We start from the raw sequence: 17,330 nt of genomic DNA, 5'->3' as shown, positions 1-17,330 counted from the left end.
ACTCAGCGCATTCAAGCCCGCCAGCCTAGCCGAGACAAATGACGGTTTGGCGACGCCACCACCTTGCCGCTCGCCTTAACGCCCTGTGACTGCCCAGCATGATTTTTGAATCCGTAGGCCTCGTAAACCTGGGCTCCCGTAGGTGTCGCCCCGCCCCGTTTGCCCCAGCGCTCCTCGTTGCCGTTAACAGAAACCGAAACGTGACTGCCAGATTGAAATACGCCCAGGCGCCCTTCTGCCAGTTCCTCGGGAGGCACCTGCTCGACCTGCTCCCATAAGCCCAACCGTTTGAAGGCGTACTCGATACTGCCGCCATTGTTCAAGATATCCAGCGCGCGAGCGTAATCTCCCGACCCACTGGCATGGCTTTGCTCCTGAAAACGCTTTGCCGCAACCGCCACGATAAAGTTGGCATAGATAGCAGCCTGAATGTTCTGGCACTTGAGCTTTGCCGCCTCTGCCGCTTGTTTCACCTCAGCCTTGCTCAGCGAAGTGGTATCACCATTTCGCAGGGTAATGTGATAGCCATGCGGGGTTTCACGTACTTTCTTGAAAATATCAGTAGGTTTTTCGCCGAACTGCATCATCGCCATCTTGATAACCGCCACGATGGTGCAGTTATCGCTGCTCCACTGACTGAATCCGCCCCAGATGTTCCCAGGCTTTTGCCCAGGGTGGGCATTTACCGGTTTGTACTGGTAATGAGGTGCCGCCCGCCAGTTCCGATGTGCGCCGACGGTACGCCCATAGGTACGCCCGTCTTTGCTACGAATACCGCTGAAGCTTTCGATAGGCCACTCAGCCAAGGCTGGCGCGGGCTGGTAGTTCCATCCAGTGATCGAATGTGAGCTTATAGGTGAAACAGCCATGCATGCTCCCAATGTCGCAGGGTTCCCGTTAATAGGTTTGTCTACCTTTTTGTGGTCCGAACGCTAATCAGGTTCCACTTGGCCTCCTATAGGGCCTCAACCTTATGTCGCCGAGAGAGAATGACGCGACATTGCCCTCCCTATCCCGTTGGCCTGTCATCCAACCGTCACCGTAACTTCATGGAGATGACACCGAGGCTACATAGCCTGACTTTGGACAACAAAGTCGACTGGCCGCAACCTGGCCGGCACCCGGAGACTCGCTATGACTCAGATCGCCCGCATCAGCGACAAAGGCAATGAACGCCGTCTGCAAGCCGAACGCCTGGTGGGCGCCAAAGCCTTGCAGGAAGCCCAGGCCCTGCGGTTCAACGTGTTCAGCGGCGAGTTCAACGCCAAGCTGAAAGGCGCGGAACTGGGCCTGGACATGGATGACTATGATGTTCACTGCAGCCACATCGGCGTGCGGGATTTGAACAGCGGTCGACTCGTCGCCACCACTCGTCTGCTCGACCACCAGGCCGCCAGCACTTTGGGCCGGTTCTACAGCGAAGAAGAATTCAGCCTGCACGGTTTGCTGCACTTGCAGGGCCCGATCCTGGAAATCGGCCGCACCTGCGTCGACCCCGCCTACCGCAACGGCGGCACCATCGCGGTGCTCTGGGGCGAACTGGCCGAAGTGCTCAACCAGGGCAGCTACAGCTACCTGATGGGCTGCGCGAGCATCCCGATGCACGATGGCGGCATTCAGGCCCACGCAATCATGCAGCGCTTGCGCGAGCGCTACCTGTGCAACGAACACCTGCGCGCCGAGCCGAAAAAGCCACTGCCGGCCCTGGACTTGCCGTCCAACGTCATCGCCGAAATGCCACCGCTGCTCAAAGCCTATATGCGCCTGGGCGCGAAGATCTGCGGCGAGCCGTGCTGGGATGAAGACTTCCAGGTGGCCGATGTGTTCATCCTGCTCAAGCGCGACGAGCTATGCCCGCGTTATGCGCGCCACTTCAAGGCGGCGATGTGATGAACCGCCTGCGCATCTACGGGCGCATCGCCCGCGTGCTGTTGGTGGTGGCGCTAGGCTTGAGCATGGCCAGCGTGTTTGGCCTGTTCGAGCGTCTGGGCGTGGCCAATTCAATGGTGCGGCGCCAGCGTTGGTCGCGGTTCTTTATGACGCGATTGAGCAACGCCCTGCCCTTTCGCGTAACGGTGCACGGTGAGCTGCCGCAAGCGCCGATGCTATGGGTGAGCAATCACGTGTCCTGGACCGACATTCCACTGCTGGGCATGGTCACGCCGCTGTCGTTTTTGTCCAAGGCCGAAGTCCGCACCTGGCCGGTAGCCGGCTGGCTGGCGGCCAAGGCCGGCAGCCTGTTCATTCGTCGTGGCGCGGGTGACAGCCAGTTGATCCGCAAACAGATGACCCGCCATCTGGAGCAACAGCACCCGTTGCTGATGTTCCCCGAGGGCACCACCACTGACGGACGCAGCTTGCGTACGTTCCACGGGCGTTTGCTGTCCAGTGCGATCGATGCGGATGTGTCGCTGCAACCGGTGGCGATTCGTTATCTGCGTGACGGTGGGGTTGATCCGCTGGCGCCGTTCATTGGCGATGACGATTTGCTCTCGCACCTGATGCGCTTGTTTTCCAACGACCAGGGCGATGTGCAGATTCATCTGCTCAAGCCGATTGCCTGCGCCGGGCAGGAACGCGCGGCATTGGCGTATCAGGCGCAGCAGGCGGTGCAAAAGGCGTTGTTTGGCCCGGTGCCGGAAGCTGAGCAAGTGGCTGCTCGACCTGCGTTCGCGGCATAAAGCGGGCACAGTCATATGTGGGAGGGGGCTTGCTCCCGATAGCAGTTGTTCAGTCAACATAGACAGTGACTGACACACCGCAATCGGGAGCAAGCCCCCTCCCACATTTAGACATCGGTGGTCAGTTGGATCTGCGCAAATCTCTGCAATTGGGGATAGAACACCCGGAAATCTTCACTTAACGGCTTATAAAGCTCGCGCAACTCGTGCATCGCAAATCCGAGTGCCTGCGGGTCAGTCAGCCGCCGCGAAATCCCGCGCAGCACCTGCTCCATCACCGCGAACTCGCGATACGAGCCCAGCCAGTCATCCGCCGCCATATACGGCGCAATCTGCGCCAGCCGCCCCGGCAACGCGGGTTCGGCGGCGAGCACGCGGTACACCTGCGCGGTGAAGCGCTCCAGAGGCTGGTCGGCATACAGCGCCCAATCCCGCGCCAGGCAATGGTCAAAAAACACATCGAGCACGATCCCGGCATAGCGCCTGCGGGTCAGGCTGAAGCGCGACAACGCCTCGCCCACCAACGGGTGGCTATCGGTAAACCGGTCAATCGAACGATGCAACTGGATCGCCGCTTCGATTTGCGGGCTGAACTGGCCCTGCAGGCGGCCTTTGACGAAGTCGCCATACAGGCTGCCCAGCAGTTGCGCAGGAAGTTGGCCGCCCAGGTGCAGATGTGCGAGATAATTCATGGCGCGCAGTCTATCACTGCCGCACTCATATCGTTATAACCCGATATACCGATTCGCTTTGGCCTCAGATCAAAATCATATTGGTATATCGGGATATGACGATTTAAAGTTCGCCTCATCGCGATATAACGCTTTACGACACCGAGCACCCTGCCATGTCCATCGACCTCGACGAAATAATAAAAGCCCTGGCGCACCCAGTACGACGAGACATCCTCACCTGGCTCAAAGACCCGAAAGTGCAATTCCCCGAGCAACTGCACAACCACGAATACGGCATCTGCGCCGGGCAGATCGACCAGCGCTGCGGCCTGTCCCAGTCGACCGTGTCGGCGCACCTGGCAACCTTGCAACGGGCGGGATTGATCAGCAGCCAGAAGGCCGGGCAATGGCACTTTTTCAAACGCAATGAGGAGACGATCCAAGCCTTTCTCACGGCGCTCATAACCGAACTCAGCACACCGCAATAACCAAGGAAACGCAAATGCCCCTCTCGCTCCTCATACTGGCCCTGAGCGCCTTCGCCATCGGCACCACCGAGTTCGTCATCATGGGGCTGCTGCCCGATGTTGCGGCGGACCTGGGTGTGTCGATTCCCGGCGCAGGCTGGTTGGTCACCGGCTACGCCCTGGGCGTGGCCATCGGCGCGCCCTTCATGGCACTGGCCACCGCCAGGCTGCCACGCAAGGCCGCCCTGGTAGCGTTGATGGGCATCTTTATTGTCGGCAACCTGCTGTGCGCCTTGGCCAGTGACTACAACGTGCTGATGTTTGCCCGCGTCGTCACGGCGCTGTGCCACGGTGCCTTCTTCGGGATCGGTTCCGTGGTGGCGGCCAACCTGGTGCCGGCCAATAAACGCGCTTCGGCGGTGGCCCTGATGTTCACCGGTTTGACCCTGGCCAACGTGCTCGGCGTGCCGTTGGGCACTGCACTGGGTCAGGAAGCTGGCTGGCGCTCGACCTTTTGGGCAGTGACCGTGATTGGCGTGATCGCCTTGATTGGCCTGATCCGCTTCCTGCCCGCCAAGCGTGACGAAGAAAAACTCGACATGCGCGCCGAACTCGCGGCCCTCAAAGGCGCGGGTATCTGGTTGTCGCTGAGCATGACAGCGCTGTTCGCCGCCTCCATGTTCACCCTCTTTACCTATGTAGCCCCGCTGCTCGGCGATGTGACCGGCGTGTCGCCCAAAGGCGTGACCTGGACCCTGCTGCTGATCGGCCTGGGCCTCACGGTGGGCAACATCATCGGCGGCAAGCTGGCCGACAAACGCCTGGCGGCCACCCTGATCGGCGTGTTCATCAGCATGGCGGTGGTTTCCACGGTGTTGAGCTGGACCAGCGTTGCACTGATACCGACCGAAATCACCCTGTTCCTGTGGGCCACCGCCTCGTTTGCCGCCGTACCAGCGCTGCAGATCAACGTGGTGACCTTCGGCAAGGCCGCCCCCAACCTGGTGTCCACCCTGAACATCGGTGCCTTCAACATCGGTAACGCCCTCGGCGCCTGGGTCGGTGGCAGCGTGATTGCCCACGGTTTCGGCCTGACCAGCGTGCCCCTGGCCGCTGCAGCACTGGCGATTCTCGCGCTGCTGGTGACCCTGATTACCTTCCGCCAGAGCGGCGATGCCGACCTGGCCCCCGCGACCAACTGATCAACTTAAAGACAAAGGTGTTTTCCCATGACGACTATTTTCGATCCGATCACACTGGGCGACCTGGAACTGTCGAACCGCATCATCATGGCGCCACTGACACGATGCCGAGCCGATGCCGGCCGCGTGCCCAACGCGCTGATGGCCGAGTATTACGTGCAGCGAGCATCCGCCGGGCTGATCCTCAGCGAAGCCACCTCCGTGACGCCCATGGGCGTGGGCTACCCGGACACCCCGGGCATCTGGTCCAACGACCAGGTGCGTGGCTGGACCAACATCACCAAGGCCGTGCATGGCGCGGGCGGCAAGATCTTCCTGCAACTGTGGCACGTGGGTCGCATCTCCCACGAGTCCTACCTGAACGGCGAAACCCCGGTGGCGCCAAGCGCGATCCAGCCTAAAGGCCACGTCAGCCTGGTGCGCCCACTGGCCGACTACCCTACCCCGCGCGCCCTGGAAACCGCTGAAATCGCCGACATCGTCGACGCTTACCGCGTAGGTGCCGAGAACGCCAAGGCCGCTGGGTTTGACGGCGTGGAAATCCACGGCGCCAACGGCTACCTGCTCGACCAGTTCCTGCAAAGCAGCACCAACCAGCGCACCGACCAATACGGCGGCTCCCTGGAAAACCGTGCGCGCCTGCTGCTGGAAGTCACCGACGCCGCCATCGAAGTGTGGGGCGCCGGCCGCGTGGGCGTGCACCTGGCACCGCGTGGCGATGCGCACGACATGGGCGACGCCAACCTGGCCGAAACCTTCACCTACGTCGCCAGCGAACTGGGCAAGCGTGGCATCGCCTTCATCTGCTCCCGTGAAAAAGAAGGTGCGGACAGCCTCGGCCCACAACTGAAAAAAGCCTTCGGCGGCGTGTACATCGCCAACGAACGCTTCACCAAGGACAGCGCCAATGCCTGGCTGGCGGCGGGTAAAGCAGATGCGGTGGCCTTCGGTATTCCTTTCATTGCCAACCCGGACCTGCCGGCACGCTTGAAGGTTGATGCGCCGTTGAACGAACCGCACCCGGAAACCTTCTATGGCAAAGGCCCGGTGGGTTACATCGACTACCCGACGCTGCCGATCTAACCTGATCCGCACAACCAATGTGGGAGGGGGCTTGCCCCCGATAGCAGTGTTTCAGTCAACACATCAGTGACTGATCCACCGCAATCGGGGGCAAGCCCCCTCCCACATTTACCTGTTTGTAGCGCCTGCGGAAACATTGCTTCACAGAACGGCAACAATATCGCTACAAAATACTTAGCCGGCTACCTATCAACGGCCCGCCAGCCCGTATATAACGTCACCCCACAAATCAGGCAGAAGGACGATTGACGATCCTTAGGCTTTACTGTTGACACAACTGGTCGCAATTACGCATTTTGTCTCAATTGCGCAGGCTGGGGCTCAGGCGCAGCATGTCCAGCCCTATATCAGCCCAACGCTCGGCGTCCTGATGCAATTGAAAACTGTCAGGCACCAGCAGCCACTGGCCGATCAAGCCGTGGATAAAGGCATGAATACACACAGCGCCGCGGGTGGTATCCAGCGTGGCTGGAAGTTGCCCGCGATGGACCGCGTTACGCAACGTCAAGCCGATGCGCAGGTTGCACTCAAGGGTGTGGGTCTGGCGTTGGCGGCGCATGTCACACATTTCATCGGTGAACTCGCACTTATGAAACAGAATCTCGTTGATGCGCCGGGTTTTCGGGTCCAGGGCCACTTCATGGTACAGATGAATCAAAAGCTTGCGCATACAGCCCAGCGGGTCGGCTTCGTCCTCGCTTTCACTGGCCCGCGCCAGTTCGTCCAGGGGCTCGTGCAACGTGTCGAGCAGTGCCTGAAGCAAGTCGGACTTGTTGCTGAAGTGCCAGTAGATAGCCCCGCGCGTCACCCCTGCCAGCGTGGCGATGTCCGCCAGGGTGGTCCGCGCGACGCCGCGCTCATAAAAGGCTTGCTCGGCGGCTTGGAGAATCTGGCTGCGCGTTTCCTGAGCTTCCTCTTTGGTGCGACGAACCATGGCAGTAAAACCTCAATCGGGACACTGTGGATGGTACTTGACCATCATCTGAATAATTATGGGACGACGCCGTCATGGGCACCGAACGTACTAGAATCGAGGCTTGCGGCAGTGCTTTGTCAACATTGCGGCAAGCCTGTCAAGAGTTTACAAACAACCATGAACGTAAGTATATTGCGTAGCAAGCTACTTATCCACTCACGGCTTGTTTTTTACCCTTCCACACTTCTTGTGCGCACTCTGCGCGCCTGACCCGAGGATCTTCATGCAACTTAAGCCAGCTGTTACCGCTCTGGTCACTGCCGTCGCCCTGGCATCGCTGCTCAGCGGATGTAAAAAGGAAGAAGCGGCACCGCCCGCTCAAACCCCTCAGGTCGGCGTGGTCACCATTCAACCGCAAGCCTATACCCTGACCACCGAGCTGCCAGGCCGCACCACGGCCTTTCGCATCGCGGAAGTCCGGCCTCAGGTCAACGGCATCATCCTCAAGCGCCTGTTCAAGGAAGGCGCCGACGTGAAGGAAGGGCAGCAGCTCTACCAGATCGACCCGTCGGTGTATGACGCCACCCTGAAAAGCGCACAAGCCAGCCTGTCCCAGACCAAGTCCATCAGCGACCGCTACAAGCAGTTGGTCGATGAACAGGCCGTCAGCCGTCAGGAATACGACACCGCCGTCGCCAACCGCATGACCGCCGAAGCAAACGTTCAAACCGCCCAGATCAACGTGCGCTACACCAAAGTGTTTGCACCGATCTCCGGGCGTATTGGTCGTTCTTCGGTGACCGAAGGCGCACTGGTCAGCAATGGCCAGGCCGATGCCATGGCCGTGATTCAGCAACTGGACCCGATCTACGTCGACGTCACGCAGTCCTCGGCTGAAATGCTGAAACTGCGCCGCGACCTGGAAAGCGGCCAGCTGGAGAAGGCCGGCGAAAACGCCGCCAAGGTCAAGCTGACCCTGGAAGACGGCACGCCTTACGCCCAGGACGGCAAGCTCGAGTTCTCCGAAGTGTCGGTCGACCAGACCACCGGTTCCGTGACCCTGCGTGCCGTGTTCCCCAACCCTGACCACGTGCTGCTGCCGGGCATGTTCGTGCACGCCCAGTTGCTGGCCGGTGTGAACAGCAAGGCCATCCTGGCTCCGCAGCAAGGCGTGACCCGTGACCTGCGCGGCATTCCGACGGCGCTGATCGTGAACAAGGACAACAAGGTCGAGCAACGCGAACTGGTTGCCAACCGTACCGCGGGTGCCTACTGGCTGGTGGAAAAAGGCCTCAATGCCGGTGACCGCGTCATCACCGAAGGCTTGCAATACGTCAAGCCGGGCGCCGAGGTGAAGGTCACAGAAGCTGCCAACGCTAAACCCGCCGGTACTGCTGCAGCGCCTGCTGCCGCCGCTGGTCAAGGGGAGTAATCCATGTCGAAATTTTTTATCGACCGCCCCATTTTCGCCTGGGTAATTGCCCTGGTGATCATGCTGGTCGGGGCACTCTCGATCCTGAAGTTGCCCATCAACCAATACCCGGCCATTGCGCCAACGGCCATTGATATCCAGGTGACCTACCCGGGCGCTTCCGCACAAACCGTGCAGGACACCGTGGTGCAGGTCATCGAGCAACAGCTCAACGGTATCGACAACCTGCGTTATGTCTCCTCGGACAGTAACTCCGACGGCAGCATGACCATCACCGTGACGTTCAACCAGGGTACCAACCCGGATATCGCCCAGGTTCAGGTACAGAACAAGCTGAACCTGGCCACCCCACTGCTGCCCCAAGAAGTGCAGCAACAGGGTATCCGCGTGACCAAGTCGGTGAAGAACTTCCTGATGGTGATCGGTCTGGTGTCGGAAGACGGCAGCATGACCAAGGACGACCTCTCCAACTACATCGTGTCCAACATCCAGGACCCGATCTCCCGTACCGCGGGGGTGGGTGACTTCCAGGTGTTCGGTTCGCAGTACGCCATGCGTATCTGGCTCGACCCGGCCAAACTGAACAATTACCAGCTCACGCCAGTGGACGTCAGCAATGCCATCAAGGCCCAGAACGTGCAGGTGGCCACCGGCCAACTGGGCGGCCTGCCTGCCCTGCCCGGCACCCAACTGAACGCCACGATCATCGGCAAGACGCGCCTGCAAAGCACAGAGGAATTCGCCAAGATCCTGATGAAGGTGAACACCGACGGCTCCCAGGTTCGTCTGGGTGACGTCGCGCGTATCGAACTGGGCGGCCAGAACTACAGCATCAGTGCGCAGTTCAACGGCAAGCCGGCCTCGGGTATGGCGATCAAGCTGGCGGCCGGTGCCAACGCACTGGACACCGGCAAGGCCATCCGCGAAACAGTGAAGTCCCTGGAGCCGTTCTTCCCGCCTGGCATGAAGGCGGTAGTGCCGTATGACACCACCCCGGTAGTGACCGAGTCGATCTCCGGCGTGGTTCACACCCTGGTCGAAGCGATCGTGCTGGTGTTCCTGGTGATGTTCCTGTTCCTGCAGAACTTCCGCGCCACCATCATCACCACCATGACCGTACCGGTGGTATTGCTGGGTACCTTCGGGATCCTGGCGGCGTGCGGCTTCACCATCAATACCCTGACCATGTTCGGCATGATCCTGGCCATCGGCTTGCTGGTGGACGATGCCATCGTGGTAGTGGAAAACGTCGAACGAGTAATGGCCGAGGAGCATCTGTCGCCCAAAGAAGCGACGATCAAGTCCATGGGCCAGATCCAGGGCGCCCTGGTGGGTATTGCCCTGGTACTGTCGGCGGTACTGCTGCCGATGGCGTTCTTCGGTGGCTCCACCGGCGTGATCTACCGCCAGTTCTCCATCACCATTGTTTCGGCGATGGCGTTGTCGGTACTGGTTGCCCTGATCTTCACCCCGGCCTTGTGCGCCACCATGCTCAAGCCGATCGATCCGGAAAAGCACGGCCAGCCCAAGCGCGGCTTCTTTGGCTGGTTCAACCGCACCTTCGACAGCGGCGTACTCAAGTACGAGCGCGGCGTGGGCAACATGATCAAGCACAAGATCCCGGCGTTTCTGGTGTATGTGCTGATTCTGGCCGGCATGATCTGGATGTTCACCCGTATTCCGAGCGCGTTCCTGCCTGAGGAAGACCAGGGTGTGATCTTCGCCCAGGTGCAGACACCGGTAGGCGCTTCGGCTGAGCGCACGCAAAAAGTTGTCGATGACATGCGCGCCTTCCTGTTGAACGACAAGGAAGGCGAGCCAGGCGAAGGCAAGTCGGTGAACTCGGTGTTTACCGTAAACGGCTTCAACTTCGCCGGTCGAGGCCAGAGCTCGGGCCTTGCGTTCGTGATGCTCAAGCCGTGGGATGAGCGTGATTCGACCCAATCGGTATTCGAAGTGGCCAAGCGTGCCCAGGGTTACTTCTTCGGGGCCTTCAAGGACGCCATGGTATTTGCCATCGTGCCGCCTTCGGTGCTGGAATTGGGTAACGCCACCGGTTTCGACGTGTTCCTGCAAGACCAGGGTGGCGTCGGCCACGACAAGCTGATGGCTGCACGTAACCAGTTCCTGGGCGCGGCGGCACAAAGCAAGGTGTTGGCGGGCGTACGTCCTAACGGCGTGAACGATGAGCCGCAGTACGAGCTGACCGTTGACGACGAGAAGGCCAGTGCCCAGGGCATCAGCCTCGCGGACATCCAGCAGACCCTGGCCATCGCCTTGGGTGGCAGCTACATCAACGACTTCATCGACCGTGGTCGCGTGAAGAAGGTGTATGTACAAGGTGACGCCGCCAGCCGCATGTCGCCGGAAGACCTGGACAAATGGTACGTGCGCAGCGACTCCGGGAAGATGGTGCCGTTGTCGGCCATCTCGTCGGGCCAGTGGATCTACGGTTCGCCCAAGCTTTCGCGATACAACGGTGTAGCGGCGATGGAAATCCTCGGTACCCCGGCACCAGGCTACAGTACCGGTGATGCGATGGCCGAAGTCGAACGCATTGCCAAAGAACTGCCGGCCGGTGTCGGCTATGCCTGGACAGGCCTGTCGTACGAAGAACGCCTGTCCGGCTCCCAGGCGCCTGCGCTGTACGCGCTGTCGCTGCTGGTGGTGTTCCTGTGCCTGGCGGCACTGTACGAAAGCTGGTCGATCCCGATCGCGGTGATTCTGGTTGTGCCACTGGGTGTGATCGGTGCACTGATCGCTACCAGTATGCGGGGCTTGTCCAACGACGTGTTCTTCCAGGTGGGCTTGCTGGTGACAGTGGGTCTGGCGGCGAAAAACGCCATCCTGATCGTGGAATTCGCCAAAGAGCTGCACGAGCAAGGCAAAGGCATTGTCGAGGCGGCTATCGAAGCGTCCCGGATGCGTCTGCGCCCGATCATCATGACGTCCATGGCGTTCGTGCTCGGCGTACTGCCGCTGGCAATTTCCAGCGGTGCCGGCTCAGGCAGCCAGCACGCGATCGGTACCGGCGTGATCGGCGGTATGATCACCGCCACTGTGCTTGCCATTTTCTGGGTGCCACTGTTCTACGCAACCGTGTCCTCGGCCGGCGAACGCAAAAAGAAAGACACTACTGAAACTCCTAAAGAGGCTGGCCAATGAGCAAGTCGCTACTTTCCCTAGCCGTCACGGCATTCGTGCTCAGTGGCTGCTCGCTGATACCTGACTATCAGCGCCCCGATGCGCCGGTGGCCGCACAGTTCCCGCCTGGGCCGGCGTATTCGTCGGCCCAGGCGCCGAACCAGGCCGCTGCCGAGCAGGGCTGGAAGCAGTTTTTCCATGACCCTGCCCTGCAACAGCTGATCCAGACCGCGTTGGTGAACAACCGTGACCTGCGTGTCGCGGCCCTGAACATCGACGCCTATGCAGCGCAGTACCAGATCCAGCGTGCCGACCTGTTCCCGGCGGTATCGGCCACCGGTAACGGCAGCCGTTCGCGCACCCCGGCCAAGCTGTCACAGACCGGCGAATCGTCTATCGCCAGCCAGTACTCGGCGGGCCTGGGGATCAGCTCTTATGAGCTGGACCTGTTCGGTCGCGTGCGCAGCCTGAGTGAAGAAGCACTGCAGAAGTACTTCGCCACTGAAGAAGCACGGCGCAGTACCCAGATCAGCCTGGTGGCCAGCGTGGCGAATGCCTACCTGACCTGGCAGGCCGACAAGGAACTGCTCAAGCTGACCCAGGACACCCTCGGTGCTTTCGAGCAGAGCTTCAAGCTCACCTCGCGCAGCAACGAAGTCGGCGTGGCCTCGGCGCTGGACCTCAGCCAGGCGCGCACCTCGGTGGAAAACGCTCGTGTGCAACTGGCGCGTTACACCCGCCAGGTGGCTCAGGACGAAAACAGCCTGACCCTGTTGCTGGGTACTGGTCTGCCGGCGAATATCGCCAGCAAGCCGCTATCCGATGACCTGCTCAGCGAAGTGCCTGCCGGCTTGCCGTCAGACCTGCTGCAACGTCGTCCCGACATTGTGCAGGCCGAGTACAACCTCAAGGCTGCCAATGCCAATATCGGCGCGGCCCGTGCGGCGTTCTTCCCCAGCATCAGCCTGACGGCCAGTGCCGGTACCGCCAGCCCAACCCTGGGCGGCCTGTTCAAAGGCGGTTCGGGTACCTGGGCGTTTGCCCCGCAGATCAACATCCCGATCTTCAACGCCGGTAGCCTGCGCGCAAGCCTGGACTACTCGAAGATCCAGAAAGAGATCAACGTGGCCAACTACGAGAAAGCCATCCAGACCGGCTTCCAGGAAGTCTCCGACGGCCTCGCTGCGCGTCAGACCTACAAGCAGCAACTGGATGCCCAACGTGGCTTCGTCGAGGCTAACCAGGATTACTACCGCCTGGCCGAGCGTCGCTACCGCATTGGTGTCGACAGCAACCTGACCTTCCTCGACGCCCAGCGCCAACTGTTCAGTGCCCAGCAATCGCTGATCACCGACCGCCTGGCGCAGCTGACCAGCGAGGTCAACCTGTACAAGGCCCTCGGCGGTGGCTGGAATGAGCAGACCGCCAAGAATGAGCCGTTGAAAGAACAAGCACCGCCATTGAAGTTGTTCTGATAGCGCGTGTGTAAGAAAACCGCTTCCCTTACCGGAAGCGGTTTTTTTATGCCTGGTTTTTTACCTCGCCAACTTGCGTTCGATCACCGCCCACAACCCGCCCTCCCCCACTTTCATCGCCCCTATACCGCCGCGCACCATGGCCGCCACCTGCATAAACCCAATAACAACAGGTCCAACGCCATGAGCACTTTTCACCCGCGCCAGCTGTTGCTGGCTGCCGCTGTCGGCAGTCTTGCCGTTCCTGCAATCGCCGAAGAACACGGTTTTCTTGAAGATGCCAGCGCCAACCTCAACCTGCGTAACTTCTTCTTCAACCGCAATTACACCAACCCGACCAAGGCCCAGGGTGGCGCACAGGAGTGGACGCAGAGTTTCATCCTCGACGCCAAGTCCGGCTTTACCCAAGGCACCGTGGGTTTTGGTGTGGATGTGCTGGGCCTGTACTCGCTCAAGCTTGATGGCGGGCGCGGCACGGGCGGCACTCAGTTGCTGCCGCTGGACCATGATGGCCGTCCGGCGGATGAGTTCGGGCGCCTGGGCGTGGCGTTCAAGGCGCGGTTTTCCAAGACCGAGGTCAAGGTGGGCGAATGGATGCCGGTGCTGCCGATCTTGCGTTCCGACGACGGCCGCTCCCTGCCGCAGACCCTGCGCGGCGGGCAGATTACCTCGAAGGAAATCGACGGCCTGACCCTGTATGGCGGCCAGTTCCGCGCCAACAGCCCGCGGGACGACGGCAGCATGAGCGACATGTCGATGTTCGGCAAAGCCGCCTTCACCTCCGACCGCTTCAACTTTCAGGGCGCCGAATACGTGTTCAATGACAAGCGTACCCAGGTTGGTGTGTGGAACGCCCAGCTCAAGGACATCTACAGCCAGCAGTATCTCAACCTGATCCACAGCCAGCCCGTGGGCGACTGGACCCTCGGCGCCAACCTGGGGTTCTTCTACGGCAAGGACGACGGCAGCGCACGCGCCGGTAGCCTGGACAACAAAACCTGGTCCGGTTTGTTCTCGGCCAGGTATGGCGGCAACACCTTCTACGTTGGCCTGCAAAAACTCACCGGCAACAGCGCCTGGATGCGCGTCAACGGCACCAGCGGCGGCACCCTGGCCAACGACAGCTATAACTCGAGTTACGACAACGCCGAGGAAAAATCCTGGCAAGTGCGCCACGACTACAACTTCGCCGCCCTCGGCGTACCGGGCCTGACCTTGATGAACCGCTACATCAGCGGCAGCAACGTACACACCGGCACCGTCACGGACGGCAAGGAGTGGGGCCGCGAAAGTGAAGTGGGCTACACCGTGCAGAGCGGCGGCCTGAAAAACCTCACGGTGCGGTGGCGTAATTCGAGCATGCGCCGCGACTACAGCAACAACGAATTCGATGAAAACCGGTTGATCGTCAGCTACCCGATAAGTCTGCTGTAAGACTTCGGCGAGCGTCACCAGCAAGGGCAACAGACACCGCCGTTGAGTCAGTGCTGCGTCTGGAAGGGTGGCCGGTCGTTGATTCTCAGCTGGCCGATTACGCGGTTCCAAGCGCAGGAAACTTGACCCTCTTACGTATTCAAACGACATAAAATGAATTTATTAGCATCGGAATGATACGTAGTTGATCGCCACACAGAACTTGCCTGCATAACGTCAGGCATTGTTCCTAATGAAGAGAATACGAATCATGGACACATCCCCCATCATCTCAACCTTTGAAAAAGTCCCAAAAGCGCCGACGTACGACACATCGTCCACGACAACCCCACCCAGAATGGTCGACCTGGCTAACGATGGAAATGCCGCCATAAGACAATTCAACGCTACTACCTACAACCCCGGGACCAGAGCAACCAAGGATGCGGTTACCGTTTTGATTGAAACAAGCGATAAAGCCGATGAAGTCAGCATTCGGTCTGGCGCTAGTGGCCGGCTCTCGGCATTGGTGAACGGCAAGTCCTACGATCTTCCCGCTATGGACGAACACGACTTTTTGGACATTAGAACTAAAGGTGGCAACGACAAGGTTTTCGTTGATCCGAGTGTCAAGGCTATCCTCCATATCAATGGCGGTGACGGCGACGACCGTATTGCAGGCGGAGGCGGTCACGGCATCTATTATGGCGGGGACGGTGACGACCACATCGTCGCGGGCAGCGGTTACACAAGGATCTTTGGCGGCGCAGGAAACGACATCATCCAAATGGGCCCGAAGCTAGGCGTTGCCCTCGGTGGGGCGGGCAACGATGTGATGCTCGCCGGCACCGGCAACGCGCAACTGTCCGGTGGTGATGGCAATGATGTGCTGTATGCAGGTGAAGGTCCCAAGGACCGAGTGGTTCATCTTAACGGCAATGGTGGCAATGACAGTATTCATGCAGGCAAAGGTATAAATGTGCTCAACGGTGGCAAGGGTGACGATACCCTGGTAGGCAACGAGCGCACTACTTTCTATACCGGCACAGGCCTGGACACCGTTCACGCACACAACCAACAAGACCGTATTTATGCGAAGCCCACCGACACTATTAATAACCACGGTGGTGCCGACATCACATATGTCGAACCTGGTAATGCCGGAGAAAAGGCATTTGCCATTAAAGGCTCAACCGCCTTCATGGCCCAGGTTGAGGAAGCCCTGGAAGAACTAAGGGCCTCGCCTGAAGGACAGGAAGTGCTCAAGAAGATGGATGAGCTTGTGCAACAGTCGGGCAACCCTATTACGATCCGGGAAGCGCAGCCACATGAGTTGGCTGCCAACTATATATTCAAGAACGCATTTGTCGACAAACTAAAGGCTGAGGGCACCAAGAACTATCCGCACAACGCCGACACGGGCTTTATGGTAGACGGTAAACCCGGATCGGTTGCGACCCATGCCGAGATTGCGATCAGATTCAATGAAATCGAATACTCTGAATTCACATCTCAGGCTACATTGCTTTTCCATAACATTATCCACGCCTATAACGGCGCATCCGGCACCTTCCTGCCGGGGCGACCGGCCGCCGTCGACGACGATGGCAAACCCGTTATCCGCGACGGCAAGGAAGTCTTGGATCACGACTACGAGCTGCAAGCGATCGGTGTTCCCAACAGCGCAGGGGTTGACAATCCTTACCCGTTCTTTGAAAACGCGCTGCGCGAAGGGATGGGTGTTCCATTGCGTCGAAGGGGCGTGGACATCGGCTAACCCTTGAGCATCACGCCACCGTCTACGTGCTCGTTGCATTGATCAGGGCACAAACCCACGCTCGATGAACTCGCTGTATGGTGCCCACCTGCTACCGCAGAGCCCATACACGGTGGCGTTTGAACAAGCCTAGCCCCATGAAATCCTTCTTTCTGGCACATGTACTTCTGGCCTCGGCCCTCAGCCTTTGCGGCTGCATCGGCCCTCCCTGCAAACGCCGAAGAACACGGTTTTCTGGAAGATGCCAGCGCCAACCTCAACCTTCTTAACGTCTTCCTCAACCGCAATTACACCATCCCGACCAAGGCCCAAGGCGGCGCGCAGGAATGGACGCAGAGTTTCATCCTCGACGCATGGCCGGCCGGCGGATGAGTTCGGGCGCCTGGGCGTGGCGTTCAAAGCGAGGTTTTCCAAGACCGAGGTCAAGGTGGGCGAATGGATGCCGGTGCTGCCGATCTTGCTTTCCGACGACGGCCGGTCGCTCCCGCAAAACCTGCACGGCGGGCAGATCACCTCGAAGGAAATCGATGGCCTGACCCTCTATGGTGGGCAGTTCCGCGCCAACAGCCCGCGGGATGAGCGACATGTTGATGTTCGGCAAAACCGCCTTCACTTCCGACCGTTTCAATTTCCAAGGTGCCGAGTACGCTTTCAACGACAAGCGCACCCAGGTCGGCGTATGGAATGCCCAGCTCAAGGACATCTACAGCCAGCAGTATCTCAACCTGATCCACAGCCAGCCTGTCGGCGCCTGGACCCTCGGCTCCAACCTCGGGTTCTTCTACGGCAAGGACGATGGCGGCGCCCGCGCAGGTAACCTGGACAACAGAACCTGGTCCGGCCTGCTCTCCGCCAGGTACGGCGGCAACACCTTCTATGTCGGCCTGCAAAAACTCACCGTGCACTGGCGTAATTCGAGCATGCGCCGCGACTACAGCAACAACGAATTCGATGAAAACCGGTTGATCGTCAGCTACCCGATAAGTCTGCTGTGAACCGGCGCCGGACTTACTGTATGGTGCGCGCCTGCCGCTGCTGATCCCCCCAGCAGCGGCCTTTATCGAGC

General features: G+C 59.8%; 13 protein-coding genes and 1 pseudogene. 11 read left to right on the top strand and 3 right to left on the bottom strand.

The annotated features are described in order from the left end of the window. Positions 1-11: 11 nt before the first annotated feature. Positions 12-869, bottom strand: a complete 858-nt coding sequence (locus PSEBG33_RS27020; protein WP_005785914.1) for a hypothetical protein — start codon at positions 867-869, stop codon at positions 12-14. Positions 870-1,134: 265 nt separating this feature from the next. Here PSEBG33_RS27020 and olsB point away from each other — a divergent pair, with 265 nt between their 5' ends. Together olsB and PSEBG33_RS19555 are read left to right on the top strand one after the other, a co-directional pair. Continuing rightward, positions 1,135-1,890 carry an L-ornithine N(alpha)-acyltransferase gene (gene olsB, locus PSEBG33_RS19550; protein WP_005785912.1) on the top strand — a complete coding sequence of 252 codons (756 nt, stop codon included), beginning with the start codon at positions 1,135-1,137 and terminating at the stop codon, positions 1,888-1,890. Beyond that, entirely contained in the window at positions 1,890-2,681 is a 792-nt protein-coding gene (locus PSEBG33_RS19555; RefSeq protein WP_005785911.1) for a lysophospholipid acyltransferase family protein, read from the top strand. Before olsB ends, PSEBG33_RS19555 begins: the two co-directional genes overlap by 1 nt. Positions 2,682-2,788: 107 nt before the next feature. Here PSEBG33_RS19555 and PSEBG33_RS19560 read toward each other — a convergent pair whose 3' ends face one another. Further along, on the bottom strand, positions 2,789-3,373 hold the full coding sequence (locus PSEBG33_RS19560) for an ACP phosphodiesterase (protein WP_005785909.1): 585 nt from the start codon (positions 3,371-3,373) through the stop codon (positions 2,789-2,791). Between the two features lie 155 nt (positions 3,374-3,528). Between PSEBG33_RS19560 and PSEBG33_RS19565 the strand changes: the two genes are divergently transcribed. From PSEBG33_RS19565 to PSEBG33_RS19575, 3 genes are read left to right on the top strand one after another with little or no spacing between them, the layout of a single operon-like run. After that, positions 3,529-3,843, top strand: coding sequence for an ArsR/SmtB family transcription factor (locus tag PSEBG33_RS19565; RefSeq protein WP_005785908.1), 315 nt, complete (start codon positions 3,529-3,531; stop codon positions 3,841-3,843). 14 nt (positions 3,844-3,857) lie between these two features. Then, on the top strand, positions 3,858-5,024 hold the full coding sequence (locus tag PSEBG33_RS19570; protein WP_005785906.1) for an MFS transporter: 1,167 nt from the start codon (positions 3,858-3,860) through the stop codon (positions 5,022-5,024). 27 nt (positions 5,025-5,051) lie between these two features. Next, positions 5,052-6,107 (top strand): alkene reductase, encoded by a 1,056-nt coding sequence (locus PSEBG33_RS19575; protein WP_005785905.1) that lies wholly within the window; start codon positions 5,052-5,054, stop codon positions 6,105-6,107. 301 nt (positions 6,108-6,408) lie between these two features. Here the strand turns inward: PSEBG33_RS19575 and PSEBG33_RS19580 are convergent, their stop codons facing one another. Next, entirely contained in the window at positions 6,409-7,041 is a 633-nt protein-coding gene (locus PSEBG33_RS19580) for a TetR family transcriptional regulator (RefSeq protein ID WP_005785903.1), read from the bottom strand. Between the two features lie 265 nt (positions 7,042-7,306). Between PSEBG33_RS19580 and PSEBG33_RS19585 the strand changes: the two genes are divergently transcribed. The 6 genes and pseudogenes from PSEBG33_RS19585 to PSEBG33_RS27905 all read left to right on the top strand — a co-directional run bounded on the left by PSEBG33_RS19585 (position 7,307) and on the right by PSEBG33_RS27905 (position 17,259). Further along, positions 7,307-8,455, top strand: coding sequence for an efflux RND transporter periplasmic adaptor subunit (locus tag PSEBG33_RS19585; RefSeq protein ID WP_005785901.1), 1,149 nt, complete (start codon positions 7,307-7,309; stop codon positions 8,453-8,455). Positions 8,456-8,458: 3 nt separating this feature from the next. Further along, complete coding sequence (locus PSEBG33_RS19590; RefSeq protein WP_005785899.1) at positions 8,459-11,620, top strand: efflux RND transporter permease subunit; 3,162 nt, start codon at positions 8,459-8,461, stop codon at positions 11,618-11,620. Beyond that, entirely contained in the window at positions 11,617-13,074 is a 1,458-nt protein-coding gene (gene adeC / locus PSEBG33_RS19595; protein ID WP_005785897.1) for an AdeC/AdeK/OprM family multidrug efflux complex outer membrane factor, read from the top strand. Before PSEBG33_RS19590 ends, adeC begins: the two co-directional genes overlap by 4 nt. 183 nt (positions 13,075-13,257) lie before the next feature. Further along, positions 13,258-14,508, top strand: coding sequence for an OprD family porin (locus PSEBG33_RS19600; protein WP_005785895.1), 1,251 nt, complete (start codon positions 13,258-13,260; stop codon positions 14,506-14,508). Between the two features lie 250 nt (positions 14,509-14,758). Then, the gene (locus tag PSEBG33_RS19605) at positions 14,759-16,264 is read left to right on the top strand and encodes a M91 family zinc metallopeptidase (RefSeq protein WP_005785893.1); all 1,506 of its coding nucleotides are present in this window, start codon (positions 14,759-14,761) and stop codon (positions 16,262-16,264) included. A 159-nt stretch (positions 16,265-16,423) separates the two neighbouring features. Beyond that, a pseudogene (locus tag PSEBG33_RS27905) lies at positions 16,424-17,259 on the top strand (OprD family outer membrane porin). The last annotated feature ends 71 nt before the right edge of the window (positions 17,260-17,330 follow it).

The sequence above is a fragment of the Pseudomonas synxantha BG33R genome, from assembly GCF_000263715.2.
Taxonomy (GTDB): Bacteria; Pseudomonadota; Gammaproteobacteria; order Pseudomonadales; family Pseudomonadaceae; genus Aquipseudomonas; species Aquipseudomonas synxantha_A.
This window is presented reverse-complemented; position numbering and strand designations above follow the sequence as displayed.